11 protein-coding genes are annotated in these 21,450 nt (G+C 41.9%); 1 reads left to right on the forward strand and 10 read right to left on the reverse strand.

Annotated features, from left to right (window positions below):
- Positions 1 to 209: 209 nt before the first annotated feature.
- A complete protein-coding gene (locus MSKOL_RS08095) occupies positions 210 to 2,120 on the reverse strand; it encodes a hydantoinase/oxoprolinase N-terminal domain-containing protein (protein ID WP_231592543.1) in 1,911 nt (636 codons plus the stop codon).
- Between the two features lie 440 nt (positions 2,121 to 2,560).
- Here MSKOL_RS08095 and MSKOL_RS08100 point away from each other — a divergent pair, with 440 nt between their 5' ends.
- Entirely contained in the window at positions 2,561 to 2,908 is a 348-nt protein-coding gene (locus tag MSKOL_RS08100) for a hypothetical protein (RefSeq protein WP_048155083.1), read from the forward strand.
- A 235-nt stretch (positions 2,909 to 3,143) separates the two neighbouring features.
- On the opposite strand, the gene MSKOL_RS08105 is transcribed toward MSKOL_RS08100, so the two are convergent.
- The 9 genes from MSKOL_RS08105 to MSKOL_RS08145 all read right to left on the reverse strand — a co-directional run bounded on the left by MSKOL_RS08105 (position 3,144) and on the right by MSKOL_RS08145 (position 21,225).
- Positions 3,144 to 3,383 (reverse strand): hypothetical protein, encoded by a 240-nt coding sequence (locus MSKOL_RS08105; protein ID WP_048155086.1) that lies wholly within the window; start codon positions 3,381 to 3,383, stop codon positions 3,144 to 3,146.
- A gap of 132 nt (positions 3,384 to 3,515) precedes the next feature.
- Positions 3,516 to 5,756, reverse strand: a complete 2,241-nt coding sequence (locus MSKOL_RS20705) for a PAS domain S-box protein (protein ID WP_052725387.1) — start codon at positions 5,754 to 5,756, stop codon at positions 3,516 to 3,518.
- A gap of 32 nt (positions 5,757 to 5,788) precedes the next feature.
- Entirely contained in the window at positions 5,789 to 6,235 is a 447-nt protein-coding gene (locus MSKOL_RS08115) for a response regulator (RefSeq protein ID WP_048155090.1), read from the reverse strand.
- Positions 6,236 to 6,397: 162 nt separating this feature from the next.
- Positions 6,398 to 12,406: a PAS domain S-box protein gene (locus MSKOL_RS21015; protein ID WP_048155093.1), complete on the reverse strand. Its 6,009-nt coding sequence runs from the start codon at positions 12,404 to 12,406 to the stop codon at positions 6,398 to 6,400.
- An 861-nt stretch (positions 12,407 to 13,267) separates the two neighbouring features.
- Positions 13,268 to 14,503 carry an adenosylhomocysteinase gene (locus MSKOL_RS08125; RefSeq protein ID WP_048155095.1) on the reverse strand — a complete coding sequence of 412 codons (1,236 nt, stop codon included), beginning with the start codon at positions 14,501 to 14,503 and terminating at the stop codon, positions 13,268 to 13,270.
- A gap of 371 nt (positions 14,504 to 14,874) precedes the next feature.
- A complete protein-coding gene (locus MSKOL_RS08130; RefSeq protein WP_048120169.1) occupies positions 14,875 to 16,173 on the reverse strand; it encodes an amidohydrolase family protein in 1,299 nt (432 codons plus the stop codon).
- A 553-nt stretch (positions 16,174 to 16,726) separates the two neighbouring features.
- The gene (locus MSKOL_RS08135; RefSeq protein ID WP_052725388.1) at positions 16,727 to 18,994 is read right to left on the reverse strand and encodes a PKD domain-containing protein; all 2,268 of its coding nucleotides are present in this window, start codon (positions 18,992 to 18,994) and stop codon (positions 16,727 to 16,729) included.
- 813 nt (positions 18,995 to 19,807) lie between these two features.
- Complete coding sequence (locus MSKOL_RS08140; RefSeq protein WP_048155098.1) at positions 19,808 to 20,461, reverse strand: HD domain-containing protein; 654 nt, start codon at positions 20,459 to 20,461, stop codon at positions 19,808 to 19,810.
- Positions 20,462 to 20,463: 2 nt separating this feature from the next.
- The gene (locus tag MSKOL_RS08145; RefSeq protein ID WP_048155100.1) at positions 20,464 to 21,225 is read right to left on the reverse strand and encodes a 4-phosphopantoate--beta-alanine ligase; all 762 of its coding nucleotides are present in this window, start codon (positions 21,223 to 21,225) and stop codon (positions 20,464 to 20,466) included.
- Between the last annotated feature and the right edge of the window lie 225 nt (positions 21,226 to 21,450).

Genomic DNA, 21,450 nt, shown 5'->3' on the forward strand with positions numbered 1-21,450 from the left:
TGCCATTTGTAATGCTGTTCCTTTTATGCCATTTTTAATTACTTGCTGATGTTCTGACCGCAAAATCAGGACATTACGTCCAGGAAATTACGTCCAATTCTGTTAGGTCCTCAGGAGCTGGTGAGAGGCTCAAGACCAAACACTGAATTAATTATTGCATTATTGCACTATTGAGGGTAAATATAAATATTCCGGGAGATTTCCGGAACTCAAACTTTTGGCATTCCAACTCCAACGAAAACAAGCTTTGTCTCTAAGGGTACTGCCCCTGCTTCACTAAGAGATATATCTTTTCTACTGACCTCGATCTGGATCTGCCCTTTGTCGAGCCCGGCTTCGGTCATGTATTCCATGATGAGTTTTCTTCCCAGAACATCAGCATATTCCAGAGCGTCTGGGTAGCTTCCAAAGGTTTCCCTGCCCTGAGGCGAAAACAGAAGAACGAGCCTTTTCTTATCTTTTGAGTAGGCGCTTTTGATAAGGATTTCAATTCTTTTTATGCCCTTGCCTACAACGGCTCCGACCGCGTTTCCTACTTCGGCATGCTCCGGGATTATGATATCGGCATCGAGAATTTGTTTCAACTCCCTGGTGTATGCAACTACAGGGCCTCCTATCAGCACCACAGGGATTTTCATTTTGAACTGTGTAAACCTGTCAGAAAGCAGGATTTTCTCGATTTCGGAGGAAGGCACATCAGTCTGGATAAAAGATACTAGGTTTAAGGCCATATTCCTTGCAACGTCCTGTTTTATCTGTTTGCAGATCTCGATATGGTCGGTCTCGGTATATCGTTCCAGAAGTTTTGCTCCTACCCTTGAGGCTTCTTGGTCCCAGGCTGTATATTCTCCGAGCACATGAAGCGCATCGGTTGGAGTGAAACCGATTGCCTGGATCAGGCGTTTTCTTATGAGCGAATCAAGCAGACCCGGAGAAAGCGTTTTCCTGGTCTCCCAGAAAATATCATTAAGCGATGCCGGAAAATCTCCTATCCTGTCAAAGAGTTCTGCTTCAAATTTTCCGAGGTCTGAGGGTTCAATGCCTGTCCTTACAAAAAACTTAGTAGGTTGCACATTTTCGTCAAGGTGCATAGCTCCAGGAATTCTTCCTTTTCTCAGGACTTCAAGAAAACCGGGGTATTTAACCGCTGCAACGCAGAGTGGGATAACTCGCCTTGGGCCGATATTTATTTTCATGTTCCTGATCCAGACATGGCTGTCCCCTCCCATTGCTGAGGTTTCCATCCGGATAGCTTTTACCTTTGTCTGCCAGCCTCCGACTACAGCGCCCTCCTCACAGAGTTCAGGAAGCCCGTTTTCAAGCATGGAAACATCCGTACTTGTCCCGCCTACGTCAATAACTGCACAGGTCTCAAGCCCTGAAAGATGGGACGCTCCTACAAGGCTTGCTGCAGGGCCCGAAAAGATAGACTCGATTGGTTTTTCCAGGGCTTCGTTAATGCCCACTACCGAACCGTCGCATTTGAGCATCAACAGCCTTGAGTCCATTCCCCGCCTGGAGATTTCTTCCCTGATTGAGCGGATAAACTGGTTTGCAATAGGAATCAACTGGGCATTCAGGTAGGCTGTAACCCCTCTCTCGTAGGCTCCAAGGTCAAGTGAAAGTTCGTGTCCGCAGACCACAGGCATCCCGGTAAGTTCCTGGATGCGGGATTTGACTGCCAGTTCATGAGCAGGGTTTCGGATACTGAAATAGGACGAGACTGCAAAGGCTGAAACCTTATCCCTAACCTTACTGACAAAAGCTTCCACAGCTTCCATATCAAGAGAAACCAGTTCAGCTCCGTGATGGTCGTGCCCTCCTTTTACGATAGTATAAAACTCAATATCCTTCCTTTCCGGAATTTCATAATCTCCTACGAGGATCAACCCTACAGGATAGCCATTTTTTTCAAGGATTGTGTTTGTAGCAAGCGTTGTTGAGACCGAAACCATTTTTACGTCTTTTAAATATTTCTCATCCAGCCCGTCTATGGAATTTTTAATTCCTGTGAGCAGGTCAGGATAAGTGGTAAGCGCCTTGTTCGAATCCATCACTTTGCCATCGGAATCCCGAATGATGATCGAATCGGTGTAGGTACCTCCTGCGTCAATGCCCATGCTGTATTGTATCTAAATGCCTCCTGTTCATTTTTTAGAATTGGGGTTCATGAATTGGGGTTCATGAGAGAGTTTATATGGTTAAAATTGCCGGGCATATATTATATTTAAAAGTATTTTATTCATGTGCATAATATGCTATTGGGAAAGTTAGTGGTTTTTGACAAATAAAAAAGGAAAAAATCTAAGACGGTTTTATGTAATCAATATGATTGATTGTTAAGTACTAAGATTCGAAAAAAATTGTGATATTAACGCCAATTTTAATAAAAATATTTTAATGAAACATTTATGAATTTGGAAATAAAAGTTGGTTTTGGAATGAGCTTATACTTTCGATAGAATCCTGAATTAAAAAAGTACTTTACTATTTGACACCCAATTAGTAATAGAAAAATAGAATCAAACAGAAATCTTAATTTTAGGAGTTGGTAAACTTTATGGGAGATCAAAATGAAGAAATATATCTTGCAGAGTTGCAAGCTTGCAAACTGGATTTTTTAGAATGGACACCTGAGAAGGGAGTGAATGTTAGTGAAACGTCAAAACAATTTGCAAGGGAGTTTCTGAATTTATCAGGTACAGAAGACGATGGCGAGAATAAAAAATTTAACGGGGCTAAAAAGACATTCAATGAAATAGCTTCATTATTAGTCCAGCGTAAAGCAGAGAGTGACGGACTGATTCCTAAAGCAGCCATAGATGAAATAGCAGAACAAAGCGGAACTACAGATCGTAGAGTTTATACAGTACTGGAAGCTTTAGAAGCTGAGGGATGGAAACCATAAAAGGGCTATGAAGAAAGAACGAGTGCATCGATTCTGAAATAAATACATACTAATTAAATAATTACAGCTTATGACGCAAACATTATTTTAAAGTCACATGGAATTTTGTAACACGAAAAATGCAGTCGTCCGAAGAGTGATTCGAAAGAGTGATTCGAAAGAGTGATTTTATCTGGATATTACAACCACGGAAAACGCGGAAAGCACGGAAGAACCACACATTTACTACTTATTTTTACGTATCATCCGTGTCTTCTGTATCATCCGTGTCTTCTGTATCATCCGTGTCTTCTGTATCATCCGTGTCTTCTGTATCATCCGTGTCTTCTGTATCATCCGTGTCTTCTGTATCATCCGTGTCTTCTGTATCATCCGTGTCTTCTGTATCATCCGTGCCTTCCGTATCTTCCGTGCCTTCCGTATCTTCCATGCCTTCCGTATTTTCCATGCTTTCCGTGGTTTTTAAAAAGCTCATTTTTGACATACTCCGGAATCAACGCACCAGCTGGTGTTGTATAGTTTGTTATATTATTGACAATGCAATCTATTGAAAAAAGTTTAACTGCAAAATAAACGTCTCTATCAACTTGCTCTCACTGACATGTTTTTACTTCTTTTCCGCTACTGTGATTTTTATAGTGAACTCAGTTCCAGAGTCCCTGTTCAAGTCAAGTTCTCCGTCTAACTGGTCTACCAGGATGGTTACCAGTTGTATTCCAAGGGTATAGGAGTCTTCCAGACTGATGCTCTCAGGTATGCCTGCTCCGTTATCTGAAACGATCAGGATATAACTGGTACTTTTACATGCTTCGTTACTATCTTCAATTCCGTTATCTTCAGATTTTTCACTTATTTCCCGTGAGAGTTTTATTTTAATTTCTCCTGTTTTCCCACCTGGAAATGCATGTTTGAGGGAATTTGAGACCAGCTCATTAACAATCATTCCTAACGGAACTGCAGTATCCATATCAAAGAAAATATTTTCCTCTATTTCCAGAACCATTTTGACTTCCGAAGCTCCAACGTTGTAACACCTGAAGAGCTCCTCAATCAGTTTTTGAAGGTAAGTCGCAAAATTAAGAGTACTGACTTCTTTTGACCCATACAGTTCTTCGTGGATCAAAGCCATAGAAATAACCCTGTTCTGGCTGTCCCTGAAAGCTGCAAGCACCTTTGGAGTGTCATAAACCTCATTGACAGCGAATTTTTCAGCCTGCAGGTCTAGCAGAGACGAGATTACCTGCAGATTATTTTTAATTCTATGATGAATTTCCTTTTTACGGGCTTCTTCAATTTTTTTAAGGAAATTTTCAGCTTCCTTTTTCTCAGTAATATCCATTGCGACGCAGATGACCCCAATAATGTTTCCTGTGGCGTCGTGCAGCGGTTCCGTGGTCATATCATGGACCAGATTACCACCAGCGGAAGCTGACCTATGGGTGACTACCTCGTCACGTCTACCTGTGCCACTGGCTAATACCTGACGCTTGATAGCGGTAAATATCTCAGCATCCTCTGGCTGATATATCTCATAGTCACGCTTACCCAGGACATCCTCGACTTTGAAGCCCGGCGCAGGGTTGTACACCCATGTGTACCTCAGCTCGAGGTCCTGACTGAACATAACAATGCTTGAGCCTCTCAGGGCGAGACGAAAGCGTTCCTCGGACTTTCGCAGTTCTTCTTCTATCCGCTTACGCTCTGTGATATCCTTCATTATTCCGAGGACTTTGTTTGTAAGATAATTTCCCTTTTGAAGACAGACCCCATGATCTTCAACATGGATATATTCTCCATCCTTCCTTCTAAAACGATACTCAAGGTGGAAATTCCTCTTATTTTCAGTGTTCCTTAAGTCATGGCTGCAGCCGTTTATCTTTTGATTCCAGACTTTCTTCTGGTCTTCAGGGTGGACATTGTTTATCCATAGTTCAATACCGGTGTCCAGCAGTTCTTCCTGAGTATATCCTGTAATCTCTTCTATGGTGCCTGCCCAGTAGATTTTATTTTCCTCGACATCGTGCTCATATATTAACTGACCTGTCTGTTCCGTAACAATCCGATATCTTTCCTCACTATTGTGAAGCCTTTCTTCGGCTTTTTTACTCTCGGTTATGTCTCTGGCGATAACCGAGATTGCCATAAGCTCTCCGAAAATATCAAAAACCGGAGAAAGAGTCATTGAGACATCTATAACCGTACCGTCTTTTCTTAACCGTGAAGTCTCATACTGGTGAATTTTTTCTCCCTGTTTTATCATTTCAGTCAGTTTTTGTGATTCATTTACCAGGATGGAAGGCATTAAGACTGTTGCAGGCTTTCCCAAAATTTCTTCAGCTGGATACCCATAGATTTGCTCTGCTCCAAGGTTCCAGCTGGTAATGAAACCATCAAGAGACCGGGTTACAATGGCATCATTTGAAAATTCCACTATATTCGCTAAGTTTTGAACTCTTTCCTCTGCTTTTTTACGCTCAATGGAATACTGGATAGAACGTTTCAATAATCTGCCATCTACCTGCCCTTTGACCAGATAGTCCTGAGCACCTGTCTTTACAGCCTCAATTCCGATATTTTCATCATTCATTCCTGTCAGAATTATAATGGGAATTCGTGAATTCCTTGCATGAATTTCAAGAAAAGTATCAATACCGTCGCTGTCTGGCAATCCCAGGTCAGATAATATTATATCAAACCGATTCTCTTTAAGAAGGCTTAAACCTTCATTAAGGGTCTGAACGGTTTTAAATTCGTACTGAAAGTCGGTGAATCCTTCGAGCATCTCTTCAATTAAACCTGCATCCCCGAGATTATCCTCAAAAAGCAAGATTTCTACCTTTTTATACATAGTCAAACCGTCCTATCCGGGTGATTCTGGTTTTACTTTGATGGCAACTTTACAATCTCAAGCCAGAAATTTTCTATGGACTTAACTACTTCTAGAAACTGATCAAAGTCAACAGGTTTAGTAATATATGCATTGGCGTGCAGATTATAAGATCTCAGGATGTCCTCCTCAGCTTTGGAAGTAGTTAAAACCACAATAGGTATGTTTTTAAGTTCATCGTCGCTTTTCACTTCCTCAAGAACCTCGCGCCCGTCTTTTTTTGGTAAATTTAAGTCCAGAAGTATTATATCCGGGCGTGGGGAACCTGAAAACTGTCCTTCACCATGTAAAAAAGCGATTGCTTCTTCTCCGTCCTCTACAATATGAAGAATGTTCCCGATTTTTGCATCTTCGAAACCTTCTTCTATTAGTCCAATATCGCCTTTGCTGTCTTCTACTACAAGAATCTCTATCGGTTTAAATGCTATTCGAGTTCTCATTTATATGACCATCCTGGTTATATGTCAAAAATTTTGAGCTTTCCCGAAACTGGTTATCTAATTTGAGCCGAATATATAAAATTTAAATTTTTTATAGGGATTAATTTTTTTATATAAATTAAATTTTTTTATAAAAATTAAATTTTTACTGTATAGTCATAATCACGAATTCACGGTATAGTCTTTATCACAAACTTTTATAGGAATTACTGGTAAAGTGAAGTAGAAAGTAGAGCCCTTCCCTGGTTCAGATTCTACCCAAATCTGTCCTCCATGCCTTTCGATAATTTTTTTACAGATCGAAAGCCCTATACCTGTACCGGGGTACTCTTCTCTTTTATTAAGTCTTTTAAAAACCTCAAAAATCCGTTCAGAGTATTTAGGGTTAATTCCAATCCCATTATCTTTTACTAAAAATAACCATTGACCAGCTTTTTTTTCGGCAGAAATTTCAATTTTCGGGGCATTTTCACTGCGGAATTTTATAGCGTTGCTTATAAGATTCTGGAATAGTTGAATGAACTGGACAGGGTCCGCCATTACTACAGGTAAAGAACCAGAAGATATACTGGCTTCATTTTCTTTTATTGATACCTCTAAATTAAATAAGACTTTATCCAGAACAGATTTGCAATCTGTAGGTTCGAATTCTCTGGTTTTTGTGGTTACCCGAGAAAATTCCAGAAGGTCGTTAATCAGGTTTTGCATACGGGAAGCCCCGTCCACAGCAAAATAGATGTATTTGTCAGCCTTCTCGTCAAGCTTTCCCTGATATTTTCTTTGTAAAAGCTGTAAATAACTTGCTATCATTCTCAAGGGTTCCTGCAAGTCGTGGGACGAGACGTAGGCAAATTGTTCCAGCTCCGCGTTTGAGCGAGCAAGCTCCTCTAATTTCAGTTTTAACAGTTCTTCTGCCTTTTTCCGTTCGGTGATATCACGGGCGGCTGCAAAAGCTCCAATAACCGCACCATTTTCGTCTTTATAAATTGAAGCGTTATATAATACAGGAGTTACACGACCGTTTTTGTGCTGAATTTCAAGTTCGTAGTCCAGTACCAAACCTTCCCTGAAGAAATGTTGATATCCTTCTCTAGCTTTCTCAGGATCGGTGAAATAGTCTGAAAAATCAGTCCCGATTAACTCATTTCTTGAATAACCGGTAGCCAGTTCTGTGGCTTTATTTACATCGGTTATCCTCCCATCAGGGCCGATAGTAACCATAGGGTCAAGGCTGACTTCTATCAGACTACGATTATAAATGCTTGACAACCTCAGAGTTTCTTCTGCTTTTTTTCGCTCAGTAATGTCTCTTGCAATAACGGAGAAAGCTATAAGTTGGTCAGAAACATCCAAAACCGGAGAAAGAGTTACTGAAATATCTATTAATGTACGATCCTTTCTTAACCGTACTGTTTCATAGTGCTGGATTCTCTCTTCCTCTTGAATTTTCTTAGCTAACTGCTTTATCTCTCCTTTACGATTATCTGGCTCAAGTATTGAGATATTTTGTCCAATAATTTCTTCGGCGAGATAGCCATAAATCTGCTCTGCTCCTTTATTCCAGCTTGTAATAATGCCATCAATAGACTTTGTCATAATGGCATCATCCGATGACTCTACAGCACTCGCCAGTACCTGTATCTTTTCTTCCGCCTTTTTCTGCTCACAAATATCACGTGCAGCTGCAAAAACCCCAATAACTTCTCCAGTTTCATCCCTATAAACCGATGAGTTATACAAAACAGGCGTTATCTGCCCGTTTTTATGTTGAATTTTCAGAGAATAATTTCGCACCAGCCCTTTCTGGAATGCATTCTGATATCCTTCTCTGGCTTTCTCAGGCTCGGTGAAATAATCCGAAAAATCAGTCCCAATTAACTCCTTGCGGGAGTAACCCGTAACAAATTCGGTTGAATTATTTACATCAGTAATTTTACCATCCGGACCGATAGCTACAAAGGGATCTATACTGGCCTCAATGAGACTGCGATTATACGTGTTAGCCAGCTCTAAGGCTTTTTCAGCCTTTTTTTGCTCAGTAATATCCTGAACTGTTCCTCTCATATGGACAGGAATATTTTCCTCATTAAAAATAACCTCAGCCTGTTCATGTACTATACGCTCTTCTCCACTGGCTAAGGTAATCCGGTGATTAATATTGTATTTTTTGCCGTTTAAAGCTTCTTTAACGGCATTATTTACATAATCTCGATCATCCGGATGTACATAACTCAGAAACGCATCGAAAGTTGCCCCGAACTCTTGAGGGCTGCGTCCGAAGATACGATATATCTCATCAGACCAGTATAACTCATTAGTTACAATATTCCAGTCCCAGTTTCCAAGGTGTGCCATCCTCTGAGCTTCATAAAGACTCCTTTCGCTTTCCTTCAAAGAATTATAAGCGTTCTCAAGCTGCTCCCTATGCTTCTTTAGCTCCGTTTCAGCGCGTTTTTGCTCGGTGACGTCAATGTCCATCTTGAGGATCATGGGCGAACCGTCAATGTCTGTGAACGGAAAGTCGTAGGAATCAATTATGCTTCCGTCCGGGGTGGTGCCTTCCCAATGATGGGGCTGACCGGTTTCAAGCACTTTATATGTTTCGTAGAATTCACAGGGTCTGGTGCACTCATAACAATATTCATAACAGTGCCGGCCGCCTGATTCGCCAAACTTTTCACGGAAGCCACGGTTGGCAAAGGCGATGTGATAGTCAGGTGTCAGCAGGGATATCATTGCCGGCAGCGTCTCAAGAACGTCAAAGAGCCGCTGCCGTTCTGCCTGAACAGCCGCTTGTGCCTGTTTGATCTCGGTGATATCAATGCCCACTTCCAGGATGAGTGTGGAACCATCGGAGTCCTTGAATGGGTAGTCATATACATCGTAATTGCGGCCATCTGGACCTAGCCACTCCCAACGATGAGGTGCACCTGTTTTGAGCACCTTGTAGGTTTCACAGTTCTCACAGGGCTCGGTGCGCTGGAAGAGATATTCGTAGCAACGCCTGCCCTCAGATTTGCCGAAACGCTCCTCGAAGAAACGGTTTGCAAACGGCACGCTGTGATCCGCTGAGAGCAGTATCACATAAGCCGGCAGCATGTCCAGCACGCTGTTCAATCGCTCCCGTTCAGCTTGCACAGCCTCAGTAACCTTGCGACGTGCTTCGCTCTCGCGAAGCGCCTCCTCGGCTTGCTTGCGCTCTGTGATATCTCTTAAGATTACTGCGAACTTCCCTTTTTCAGGGCTGAATACATAACTGTCAAGATACCTATCTAGCCCCTGGCTAAAAATCTCAACATGCGTTGACTTACCTGAGAGTGCTACTTCACCATACTTCTCGATAAGCAAGTGACTCGGGTTATGCAGTACTTCCTGTATAGTCTTGTCTGATATCTCTTTCCTCTTTAAACCTGTTTGACACTCAAAAGCAGGATTTATCTCAAGGAAGCGATAGTCGCGTGGCGTACCATCCTTATCATAAATAGGCTCTCCAAGGAAGAAGCCGTCAGTCATGCTTGTGAAAAGCATTCGATATTGCTTTTCGCTTTCACTCAAAGCTTCATAAGCTTCCTGGAGTTCTTCCGCCTGAGCCTGCAATTCCTCGGATTGTACCTGAAGATTGTCGTATGCTTCACGCAAGTCATCTTCTGCCTGTTTGTATTTTGTCGTCTCACGTAACGACAAGACAAGGCCAGTTACGTTTCCGTTCGGATTCTTGACCGGTACAAGACTCCAGTCCCAGTAAGTGACTCCGAGTTCGGGCTGATCAGGATAGAAAAACGGCTTGTCCCTATAGAACACTCCTTCGCCGGTGTCCCGAACCTTCCTAAAAATCGCTTCGTTTTCTTCATGGGGATATAATGCGAAATGGTTCTTGCCGATAATATCTTCCAGCTTCATATGGCACGACTCGGCATAGGCGGCGTTAGCCCACAAAAAGTTGAACTGTGGATCGAAAAAAGCCAGCATAAAGTCGGTGGTTCGCATTACGCTTTCTAGCAAGCTTCTTTCTCGTTGCAGCGCCTCTACTGCCCGTTTGCGTTCGATAGCCACCGACACCTGGTCAGCCACGGTGCTCATGAGAGCAAGCTCGTCCCTCGTAAAGCTCTTTCTGCTCTTCGTGCCAAAGGAGAGTGTGCCTATTGTTTTCTCTCCGACATGGAGAGGCTGACAGGCGTACGCCTGAATTCCCATTGACCGCACAAGGTCAGCCCGCTTGTCTCCGTTATGCTGTACGTCTTCGGAAACGATAAGGCAACCGTTACTGGCTACACAGCCACATATAGCAATTCCTTCATCAAGCCATTCGATCTCTTTAGCCGACTCTGCGCTTGTCCCACCGTAAGCTTTGAGATGTAGCCTGCTTTGTACCTCGTCAAAAACGTAGTTAAAGAATACATCACAATTCAGGTGTCGCATTACCTTCTCGGCGATAGTCTGAATCGTGGTTTCGGGCTCTTTGCTTGAAAGGAGGAGGGCATTCGCCTCGCTTAGGAGCTCGAAGCGTTTTTTGCTTTCGCTTAATGCTTCATAAGATTCCTGAAGATCATCGGTCTGAGCCTCCAACTCTTCCGCTTGCACCTGAATATTCTCATAAGCCTCACGCAAAGCATCTTCTGCACGAGTTTTGGCAATGGCAATGGCAAGATATTCAGCCAAACGTTCCCACAATGAAATTGTTTCAGGAGAAAACTGCCCTTTACGTCTATCGTTCAACTGGAGAAGACCTAAACATTCGCCGCCCACTCGTAGAGCAATCAGAGCTACAGATTCGTATCCTTCACCATTACACCTGTTACGCGTGTTTGCTTGACGGTCAGCATCAGTTGTGGTAGCGAGAAGTTCAGTAGTGGAATTTGTGCAGAAACTTCCCTTCTTTGTGAAGAACAACTTCGATGGATCAAACCTTCCGTGAATAATGTTTCCGCACATGCATTCATGGATTGGATAGCCATTACTATCGCGAATAGGCTGTCCGATGGGATCTCTTGTACAGAGGCTATTCTCAAACCTTACAAATTCCTCAGGGAAACCAGAAGTTTCGAAGTAAGGATAATCTTCGCCTTCCCTGAGCCTAATGCCGACAGCCTCAAAGCCGGAGCGTCCCTTAAAGAATTTCACGGAAGAATGAACTAGTTCTGATGTACTTCTACTTTCATTTACGAGACGTAAGAATTCCACAATAATCTCACGTTCTAGTTCGGCACGTTTGCGTTCGGTGATATTACGGGCAACATGAATAGATCCAGCAATTTTTCCTTCATAGTCATGAATAGGAGATACACTTACTATGAAATCGCCACCCAGGCTGTCTTCGTGAACCTCTGTTATATGTTCAAGTCCGTCTGCAAGCAACTGACGGTGAGGACAAAAGGAGGGCGGTTTGTTCGTCCCATGAATAGCACGATAACATTTTAACCCTACGCATTCTTCTGGTGTCACTCCAAGCCTTTCAGCTATGGCTTTGTTTGCACGAACAACTCGATATTCCTCGTCGATTATAGCTATTAGGTCTGGTACAGAGTCAAATGTATGTTCCCAATTTTTTGTGGCTTGAATAGCTGTTTTTTCGGCTTCTTTGCGCCTGGAACTCTCGATTTGTGTCCATTTATCTTCTTTTTTAACCAGGGCAAATTGGTGGTTGATAACGACATCAATAATTTCGGTTGCACTGCACCTCTCGAGGCAATATGTGCACAGGGCTATCATGGAGTAATTGCCAATGATGCTGTCGATCTCTTCTTCATAATCGACAAAATTGTTCCAGTCTTTTTTTTCCAGCCAGAAGGTGTTTCCGCTCAACCTTAAACCGTCGTAGCCGTTAGCCAGGGCTCGGTTGAGTTTTTCTATCCAGCCGTTAAGCACTTTTTGAGAATCGAAAATTCCCTCTTTGACATACCAGTAAGTGTAAGGAATAATCTCAATTTGTCCTTTTTCCAGATAAACATCAATCTCAGGAATAGATTTTCTAAGAGCTCCTTTTGCCTCTTCCACATCAAGGGGCTCTGATGTAACCCACATGCAGAATTCGTTATTTTCCAGGCCGGCTTTAAAATAAGGAACAAGTATGTCAATTAAATCCTGTTTTGTCTGGTAGAATTGGCAGAAGTGCGTTCCCCAGGGTACCTCTCCAATAATCTCAATCCCAGATTTTCTCAAACTTTTTTCCATTTCAACCCTTTCCGAATTCAAAGGTAATTTAAAGCTAGTATTTAACCAGGTGCGAGAAATTCGTAACCTTCAAGTTATTTGTCACCTATAAGATCAGGCAACTTTTATAAAATTCTGCCATATCAATCAGTTTATTCATTATCCCTTTGTCAGGACTTTCAAAACCCAGAACCTGACAGTAAACATTTAGATGCAATCGCTCAATCTAATCGTTTGATGTTCAACGCTAAATTTTTAACCCACTTTCTGTAACGTTTAAGACTCTGGATGTTTTCTCATACGCCAGATGTCCATTATTTTCTAATTTATGTTAATCAATAGTTTGTAGTCAGGATCTCAAGATTGCTTTACAGTTATCATTGCTATCGATTTCACGTAAACGTTCCTTATTAAAAGCGAGTTTAAATATTTTTATAAAAAGTAATAAATACTTTATTTTTCCAAAGGCAGTTGTAAATAAATTATACATTCATTATGTCCTTTACGAGTTATTAGTTATAAAACTGCCTATAATAAATGTCAAAATATTTAGTCGTAATCAAAAATTATTAAAAAAGAGGCGCAACGATTATTATCACATATAAAGAATGGATATAATGTATGGCAATACTTATGAAGTAAAGTAATTTTTATAAGGCAACATTTATTTTATAATTATGTTAAGTTTTTAAAGCACATTTTAGTTTTTTATAGAGTATCGTAGTTTTTATAAATGCCGTAAAGATTCTGAGATGCAGTAAATATTATCACTTCGTGAAGATTGAACGCCATCAAAAATTAAAAGCAATAATATTCACCGCATTTCTAAAATATCATAGTTTCTTGATTGCGGAAATTATTATCTACTGCTTCTTTTCTAAATTACGTTCCGCACTCCCAGCCGCTCATGTAGCATTCCTGTGTCGGCGTGAGTTCGTCGATGGTTATGCCCATTGACTGAAGTTTCATCTTTGCCACAAAAGTATCAAGTTCCAGAGGTACTTTATGGACTCCGTTCGGAAGCTTGTTTTCGGCAATATAACGCACACAAAGGGCCTGGTTTGCAAAACTCATATCCATGACTTCGGCAGGGTGGCCGTCACCGGCAGCGAGGTTAACCAGCCTGCCTTCAGCTATGACATTGATGCGCCTGCCGCCGATATCGTATTCCTTTATATTGTGTCTTACGGTTCGGGTGGACTTGGCAAGGGAGGCAAGGGCTTCCATATCGATTTCCACATTGAAGTGGCCGGAATTTGCAAGGATTGCCCCATCAGGCATGGATTTGAAATGTTCTGCTGTGAGGATGTCGCGGTTTCCGGTGGTGGTCACAAAGATTTCTCCTAATTTTGCAGCATCTGCCATCTTCATGACCCTGTACCCATCCATCCTGGCTTCAAGGGCTCTTACAGGATCGACTTCGGTAACGATTACGTTTGCCCCAAGGCCTGAAGCACGCATCGCAACTCCGCGCCCGCACCAGCCGTAGCCTGCAACAACGACGTTTTTGCCTGCTACCAGGAGGTTTGTGGTCCTGTTAATCCCGTCCCAGGCAGACTGGCCTGTCCCATAGCGGTTATCAAAGAGGTATTTGGTCATGGCATCGTTTACTGCGATTACCGCCATTTTCAGGGCTCCTTCTTTTTCCATCGCATGAAGCCTGTGGACACCAGTTGTTGTTTCTTCGCAGCCTCCAAGGATATTCGGAAGCAGGTCTGTCCTTTCTTTGTGCAATTTAAATATAAGGTCTGCCCCATCATCTATTGTGATATCGGGTTTAATGTCCAGGACCCGGTCGATTGCTTCGTAATATTCCTGGCTCTCGACACCGTATCTTGCAAAACAGCATATGTTCTTGCGGGTGCCGAGGGCAAGGGACACGTCGTCCTGCGTGCTGAGAGGATTGCAGCCGGTAATTGCTACCTCTGCACCGCCTGCAGCGAGAGTCTCTACAAGGACTGCAGTTTTTGCTTCCACATGCAGAGCCATCCCTACCTTCATCCCCTTAAGGGGTTTTTCCTCCTCGAATTTTTTCCTTACGATGGCAAGTACGGGCATATGGTTTCTTGCCCAGTCCATCTTCATGTTTCCGGATTCTATGAGTTCTTTTTCGGTCATGTTGATCCCATGATATCAAGTATGCAGTTGAGTTCGATCTTTATTCTAGCTTCAAACATAAGTGTTTATCTTTTACTCACTCAGATTACTAATTCAGGTCCCACAGTGGAACATTATAGGCATCAATTATTCTTGACATAAATTATCTTGACATGAATTATTATTGGCATCAATTATTCTTGACATGACTTATTCTTGACATAAATTATTCTTGACATAAATTATTCTCGACATAAATTATCTTGACATGACTTATTCTTGACATAAATTATTATTGGCATCAATTATTCTTGACATAAATTATTATTGGCATCAATTATTCTTGACATAAATTATTCTTGACATATATTTTTTTGTCATAAATAGAGTTTTCAGGCGTTTACCCTTGCAACAAGCTCTTCTGCGGTTTTTTGAGCCTCTTCCATTACCTTCTGCTCGTCCAGGGTCAGCACTTTGTAATCATCCATAAGGACTTTTCCATTTACAATTGTTGTCCTGACATCGCTTCCTTTTGCAGAGTACACCAGGTGAGAGGGAACGTCAAAGCAGGGGGTAAGATGCGGTTTTTTCATATCTACCACGATAAGGTCCGCCTTCATTCCGACTTTCAACATGCCGGTTTCCGTGCCAAGGGCTTTTGCACCGTTTATCGTACCCATTTGGAGCACTTGCTGCGCAGGAAGGGCAATTGGATTGAAAGTATTGACTTTATGCAGAAGAGCAGCCGTTTTCATTTCCTCAAAAAGGTCAAGGTTATTGTTTGAGGCACAGCCGTCAGTGCCAAGGCTCACGTTGACTCCTTTTTCGAGCATCTTGTGAACAGGTGCAATCCCTGAAGCCAGTTTCATATTACTTATGACATTATGGGAAACATTCACTCCTCTTTTCCCCAGGATTTCTATGTCGCCGTCCGAAAGCCAGACGCAGTGAGCAGCAAGCACATCCGGCCCTAAAAACCCTATGTCTTCCAGTAGATGTACCGAACATTTTCCGTACTTTTCTTTCATAGCCAGGAGTTCGGCTTCCGTTTCAAGGAGATGGATATGGATTCCTGCACCGTCTCTGTTGGCTTCTTCCCTAACCTTTGCAAGAAATTCATCAGAGCAGGTATTCGGAGCATGGGGCCCATACATTGTTTTTATCCTGCCGTCAGCCGCTCCCTGCCAGGCCCGGACAAAGCGCTTCCCTTCCTTAAGGTCTGTTGCCCCTTTTTCTTCGTTCCAGAGTTCTATGAGCCCATGGCAAAGCGAGGCCCGAAGCCCTGATGCCTCAACAGCTTTTGCAGTCTCGTCCATATAAAAGTACATGTCTGCAAAAGATGTGGTGCCTGACCTGATCATCTCCATGCATGCAAGCAGACTGCCTTTATATACATCGTCTGCAGTCAGCTTTGCCTCGGCAGGCCAGATATGCCCTTCAAGCCAGTCTGCAAGCTGTAAATCGTCGGCATAACCCCGAAAAAGAGTCATTGCGGCATGAGTATGCGTGTTCACAAGCCCTGGCATTACTACCGAGTGTTTTGCATCAATCACGGTATCGGCACTTTCGCTGGTCTTTTCCCCGATCTCCGTAATCTTTCCATCTTCGATGACAACAGTCCCGTTTTTGAGGTCTCCCGCATCAGGGTCCATTGTCATAACGTAAGCATTTTTTACAATTATGTCAGCCATACAATCAGATCCGTAAGGTAATGAACTGAAACTGTTAAATTATTCTCTAAATTTAATAATTCTATCCAAATTAAAGAAGTACTGGACTTAACAGACAAATGAAATTAAAAGGTATTGGAATTAAGAGGTTATCCTAAAAAAAGTTGTCCTGAAAATTACGCTAAAAACATGTGAAAAATTCATAAATTTATGAGAAAATAAGAATTCCTGAGAAAATAGGAATGAATCAGTTCCAAAACCTAGTGATTTTTTATTTTTACTTTCATCACAGATTTTGGCATTGTGTCCACAGAAGCCTAAAATTATATAGGCGGCGTTTTGTTGGAATTTACCAAATCTATTGTAGGGTTCTTTAAACTCATATTTCAAATTTTAGCATACTTGTACAAACTCATGGTACAAATATGCCACTTTTTTGAGGTTCTATTAACCAAATGGCTACTATACAGGAATTATTTGTCCCTATTGGGGCAGGGGGTGGAAATGTGGATTTAAAGAACCGCTGACATTTAGGTTTTTAAAAGCACTAATCGGATAGAGATATACCATCGTTTTATTCGCTTTCAGAGTATATACCCGGTCTTGTATTCGTTGTCACTGTTATGTAATTTGTTTTTGTTGTAGTATTGCTGCCTGCCACATTGCTTACTGTAAGTGTAACCTTATATTTTCCTTCCTGTAAATACTTGTGTTTTGGATTCTGGACTGTTGAAGTCTTTCCATCTCCAAAACTCCATTTCCATTTAGTTGGCACCCCTGTACTTTTGTCAGTAAAAGCAACAGTCAATGGAGCTTTTCCTGAGGTCGGTTTCGCAGAGAATGAAGCAACCGGCTTCGTTACCACTTTAATATAATCTGTTTTTGTTGCAGTGTTACTACCTTCAGCGTTTGTTGCTGTAAGTTTAACAGTATATCTACCTACTTTGGAATACTTATGCGTTGGATTCTGCTGGGTCGAAGTTTTTCCGTCTCCAAAATTCCATTTCCATTTAGTTGGTACCCCTGTACTTTTGTCAGTAAAGGCGACAGTTAATGGGGCTTTTCCTGAGGTTGGATATGCAGAGAAAGAAGCAACTGGTTGAGTAGATGCTACTTTAGCAAACTTCTGAATTCGATTATTTAAAGTATCGGCAACATAAACATTGCCCAAGGAGTCGAGAGCAATCCCTTCTGGTTCATTAAATTGGCCGTCGCTGTTGCCATCAGAACCCCATTTGGTAATAAATTTCCCACTGCTATCAAATTTTTGAATTCGATTATTGCCTGAATCGGCAACATAAACATTGGCAGAGGAATCTACAGCGACACCAACGGGACCATTAAATTGTCCGTCGCCGCTGCCCTCTGAACCCCATTTGGTAATGAATTTACCGTTGCTGTCAAACTTCTGAATGCGGCTATTGCCCGTATCGGCAACATAAACATTGCCTGAAGAATCTACAGCAACACCCTGAGGCCAATAAAATTGCCCGTTACCGCTGCCCTCTGAACCCCATTTGGTAATGAATTTACCGTTGCTGTCAAACTTCTGAATGAGACTATTATCATCGGTAACATAAACTTTGCCAGATGAATCGACAGCGATACAATTTGGTTTAACCTCACCATCCATAGGGTCCATATACCATGAATCTGAACCCCATTTGGTTATGAATGTGCCGCTACTGTCAAACTTCTGAATGCGAAAATTCCATGAATCGACAACATATACATTGCCAGATGAATCAACGGCAACATCAGGTGGAGAATCAAATTGTCCGTCGCCACTGCCCTCAGAACCCCATTTGGTTATGAACTTACCGCTGCTGTCAAACTTCTGAATGCGATTATTTAAAGTATCGACAACATAAACGTTGCCAGATGAATTGACAGCAACACTCTCAGGATACTCAAATTGACCGTCTGCGGTGCCGCTTTTAGAACCCCATTTGGTAATAAACTTCCCATTGCTGTCAAACTTCTGAATACGATAATTCTCTACATCGGCAGCATAAACATTGCCTGAAGAATCTACAGCAACACCCTTAGGCCACTCAAATTGTCCGTCGCCGCTGCCCTCTGAACCCCAGTTGTTAATGAATTTACCGTTGCTGTCAAACTTCTGAATGCGATTATTTAAAGTATCGACAACATAAACATTGCCAGAGGAATCGATAGTAACACCCTCAGGATCAATAAATTGACCTTCATCGCTTCCTTCAGAGCCCCATTTGGTAATAAATTTTCCACTGCTGTCAAATTTTTGAATTTGATCATTGCCTGAATCGCCAACATAAACATTGCCAGAGGAGTCTACAGCAATACCAGACGAGCCATCAAATTGACCGTTGCCGCTGCCCTCTGAACCCCATTTGGTAATGAATTTACCGTTGCTGTCAAACTTCTGAATGCGATGATTATATTTATCGGCAACATAAACATTGCCAGAGGAATCGATAGTAACACCCTCAGGACCATGAAATTGTCCGTCGCCGCTGCCCTCTGAACCCCATTTGGCAATAAATTTTCCACTGCTGTCAAACTCCTGAATGCGATTATTGCCTATATCAGCAATATAAATATTGCTAGAAGAATCAACAGCCATACAGCCTGGACCATTTAATTGTCCGTCGCCGCTGCCCTCTGAACCCCATTTGGTAATGAATTTACCGTTGCTGTCAAACTTCTGAATGCGGTTATTGCCCGTATCGGCAACATAAACATTGCCAGAAGAATCGACTGCAACACCCATTGGATTGTAAAATTGTCCGTTGAGGCTGTCATCAGAGCCCCACTTTGTAACAAAAGTATAAGTTTCAGCATGCGTAACAGAAGCGCTCATCAATCCAAAAAATAATACAATAAAACATAAAAACACTTTATTTCGAATAGTAAATTGTTGAAATCTAATTTTTAAACCCTCCTCATCTATTGGAATTCATTTAGAAAGTTAACTCCCCTGAAGTAATTTTTTTTAGAAGATTGCCGATGCGAAACTTAAAATTGATGAAAATAGCTTACTGTAACTGTTGTTTTTAAGCTATTACTCGCAAATTTACCCTTTTAAATAAAACAGTATATAAATTCAAAGTATATAATAATGTGCATATGTTAGGATGTTGATATATTTCAGTAAGCAATGAGAGAGACTTATCCTCTTTAAGTGATAACGTTTTTCAAAATTCCATAAAATTAAAAGGCAATTGAAGCTCCTGGAGCTAAAAAGCCATGTGGCGATCCTGGTAATAAAATTTACGAATATTTTCTCAAAGCAGATTTAAAGTCAAAAACAAAGAGGAGTAAATAAAATCCTCGTTTCACTTGCTCTCAATGTGGTCGTGTCCTCAAGTTACTGAAAACCGTGAGCATAAGAACTTTCTGTATTTTCCTTAATCTAGGGGTAGTACTCGCTTTTTCAGAATTGATCAACAACTCATGGACACTACCCTCAATAATTATTACAGTTTATTTGGGTAGTGCGCAGAGAAAAACGAAGTTTAAGGAAGGAAGAAAATGAAAAATCACTAGGTTTTGGAACTGAGTCAATAAGAACTCTTGAGAAATAGGCTTTTTGCATTGTTTGCGCTTTACTGCCGGACTTTGTACTTATCAAAATCTCAAAGCCTACCAGGATCTACTCAAACCTGATTCTTACTTAGAGTACCTGTCCATCAATTCCAGCTTCCAGGTTCAGTGCTTTAAGATAAATATGCATGATTTTCAGCCTTTCTTCTGCAATCTTTTTTGCAGCATCGGTATTCAATTTTTCAGGAATTGTGAAAGGTTTGTACTTCATATATTCGTTAAAGCCTTCAATAGGGTCTTCAATGTACACGGTTCTTTTTGAACTTCCCTTATCCATCCCTGTTTTGTGCTTTAACATCCTGAGAGCTCCCATGGAAAGAACAGCCCTGAAGATCCCCACTGCTCCAAGGGCGTCAAGCCGGTCGGCGTCCTGCAAAATTCGGGCTTCGAGACTATCCGGCTTTTCCCCTGCGCTGAAGCGATGCGTCCGGATACAACTGGTAACAGCTTCAATAACCTCTTTTCCAAGCCCTGTTCTCGAAAGAAATTCAGAGGCGATATCGGCACTGTATACGGCATGGTCCCCGCCTTCTTCATGTTCCTTAATTATGCCGACATCATGGAGGAGAGCTGCAAGCTGAAGTACGAGAGGGTCTCCCCCTTCTTCCTTCTGGATTTCCAGGCAAAGGGCTTCTACCCGGTTTATATGGGACATATCGTGGGAACTGGGCTCACCTTCAAGAAAAGTAGCTACAAATTCCCTCGTTTTTTCTATCAGGTCCATATTCAGTGTTCCAATTCTACAGCCATAGCTTTAAGGTATTCCTGGATTTCAGAAATCGCCTCTATGAGGGTTTTTTTATTATCATAAGTCGTGATTAATTTCACAAGTTCTTCATTTCTTTCTTTTTTCAGTTCCACTCCGAACTTGATCATGTTTTCTAGTGCACGGGTAAGGTTGTCAACTATCGAGATTGTAGACATCTTTGAAGTCCGTGAGAGAGGGTTCAGGTCAATAGCTATGACCGTTTTTCCCATTTCTACAAGTTTCTCACACCGGTCTCCGTCTTCCAGCGGGACAAGCACTACGTCTGCAGAATATATCCCCCGGCTTTCTACCAGCCGCCTGGCATGAGATAGTTCAAGGCTTGCATCCGGATTTTTCCCGAGCACCTCGGAAGCCCCGTTGGCTTTGAGTTGTTCTATTATAAGGTGGACCCTTGTTTCGGTCCTGTGAAAAAGATTGACCTCGAGCTTTGCTCCTGTTACATCTGCAAGGGAAACAATTTTATCAGGAGCGAGAGCTGCAGCATTGCCGTTTACGGAAATTACAGGATTTTTTGCCAGTAGCAGAGCAGCAACTGCCGCTCTTTCAGCATACAGGGCAGACTTGGTGCTTCGCTCGCCTATAAGGTAATCAAAGCTTTCGCCTCTTCCCTGAGAAATCAAACCCTGAATGCTTGTCATTCCCATTTTTACCCCGGCTGCAACCTTTTCACGGGCTAGCAGGGACTCATACCTCGGGTGGTCTTTGGGTATCTCGGTCATATCGGTCGCTTACCTTTTTTTAATTGACTTTCCAGCATCTTTTTTTATTTATGAACTTAATCCGTAAATGAGTTTCATCAGTTTTAACATACCTGCTTGAGTATCAGTTTTAGCATAAACTGCTTGAAGTATCAGTTTTAACATAACCTGCTTTAGTATCAGTTTTAGCATAAACCGCTTGATTAGTTCAGACACTCAAATAAAAAACTAAAATGAGTAATCTGA

It is taken from the genome of Methanosarcina sp. Kolksee (genome assembly GCF_000969945.1).
Taxonomy (GTDB): Archaea; Halobacteriota; Methanosarcinia; order Methanosarcinales; family Methanosarcinaceae; genus Methanosarcina; species Methanosarcina vacuolata.

Excerpts from the sequence above, each read along its gene's own strand:
- MSKOL_RS08095 (WP_231592543.1), bottom strand. The coding sequence starts at position 2,120 with ATGGGCATTGACGCAGGAGGTACCTACACCGATTCGATCATCATTCGG.
- MSKOL_RS08100 (WP_048155083.1), top strand. The coding sequence starts at position 2,561 with ATGGGAGATCAAAATGAAGAAATATATCTTGCAGAGTTGCAAGCTTGC.
- MSKOL_RS08105 (WP_048155086.1), bottom strand. The coding sequence starts at position 3,383 with ATGAGCTTTTTAAAAACCACGGAAAGCATGGAAAATACGGAAGGCATG.
- MSKOL_RS20705 (WP_052725387.1), bottom strand. The coding sequence starts at position 5,756 with ATGTATAAAAAGGTAGAAATCTTGCTTTTTGAGGATAATCTCGGGGAT.
- MSKOL_RS08115 (WP_048155090.1), bottom strand. The coding sequence starts at position 6,235 with ATGAGAACTCGAATAGCATTTAAACCGATAGAGATTCTTGTAGTAGAA.
- MSKOL_RS21015 (WP_048155093.1), bottom strand. The coding sequence starts at position 12,406 with ATGGAAAAAAGTTTGAGAAAATCTGGGATTGAGATTATTGGAGAGGTA.
- MSKOL_RS08125 (WP_048155095.1), bottom strand. The coding sequence starts at position 14,503 with ATGACCGAAAAAGAACTCATAGAATCCGGAAACATGAAGATGGACTGG.
- MSKOL_RS08130 (WP_048120169.1), bottom strand. The coding sequence starts at position 16,173 with ATGGCTGACATAATTGTAAAAAATGCTTACGTTATGACAATGGACCCT.
- MSKOL_RS08135 (WP_052725388.1), bottom strand. The coding sequence starts at position 18,994 with ATGAGCGCTTCTGTTACGCATGCTGAAACTTATACTTTTGTTACAAAG.
- MSKOL_RS08140 (WP_048155098.1), bottom strand. The coding sequence starts at position 20,461 with ATGGACCTGATAGAAAAAACGAGGGAATTTGTAGCTACTTTTCTTGAA.
- MSKOL_RS08145 (WP_048155100.1), bottom strand. The coding sequence starts at position 21,225 with ATGACCGAGATACCCAAAGACCACCCGAGGTATGAGTCCCTGCTAGCC.